We start from the raw sequence: 593 nt of genomic DNA on the forward strand, positions 1-593 counted from the left end.
GGGTGGGGTCTTCGACACCTACGCCCGGAGCTTCGACAAGGTGTGGGAGACGGCCGTACCGCTCCCCGAGGACACGTGATGGCGCGCACCGAGTACTACGACGACCCCGAGGCTCCCGAGCCCAACAGTTTGGTCGTGGCGGCCTCCGCCGTGGTGACCGACGACCGTGGCCGCGTCCTGATCCAGCGGCGCAGGGACAGCGGCTTGTGGGCCCTCCCCGGCGGCGGTATGGAGATGACCGACTCCCTCCCGGGCGCTGCCGTGCGGGAGGTGCGGGAGGAAACCGGGTTGGAGGTCGAGATCACCGGCCTGGTCGGCACCTACACCGATCCCCGTCACGTGATCGCCTACAGCGATGGCGAGGTGCGCCGGCAGTTCAACGCCTGCTTCACCGCCCGCGTCGTCGGCGGGACGCTCGCGATCTCGGACGAGTCCACCGAACTGCGGTTCGTCGCCCCGGGGGAGCTGGACGACCTTCCGATGCACCACACACAGCGGCTCCGCCTGAACCATTTCCTCGAAGGACGGGAACGGCCCCACCTCGGATGAGCGGGTCATCCGGGGCGGGGCCGGGGGAGTGGACGCGGTCGGGC

At 70.3% G+C, this 593-nt stretch carries 1 protein-coding gene; it reads left to right on the forward strand.

Annotated elements, in window-relative coordinates:
• Nucleotides 1-78 precede the first annotated feature (78 nt).
• Nucleotides 79-549: an NUDIX domain-containing protein gene (locus FOE67_RS27880; protein WP_182667574.1), complete on the forward strand. Its 471-nt coding sequence runs from the start codon at nucleotides 79-81 to the stop codon at nucleotides 547-549.
• Nucleotides 550-593 lie beyond the last annotated feature (44 nt).

Origin of the sequence: Streptomyces calidiresistens, assembly GCF_014141525.1 — a bacterium.
GTDB lineage: Bacteria > Actinomycetota > Actinomycetes > Streptomycetales > Streptomycetaceae > Streptomyces > Streptomyces calidiresistens.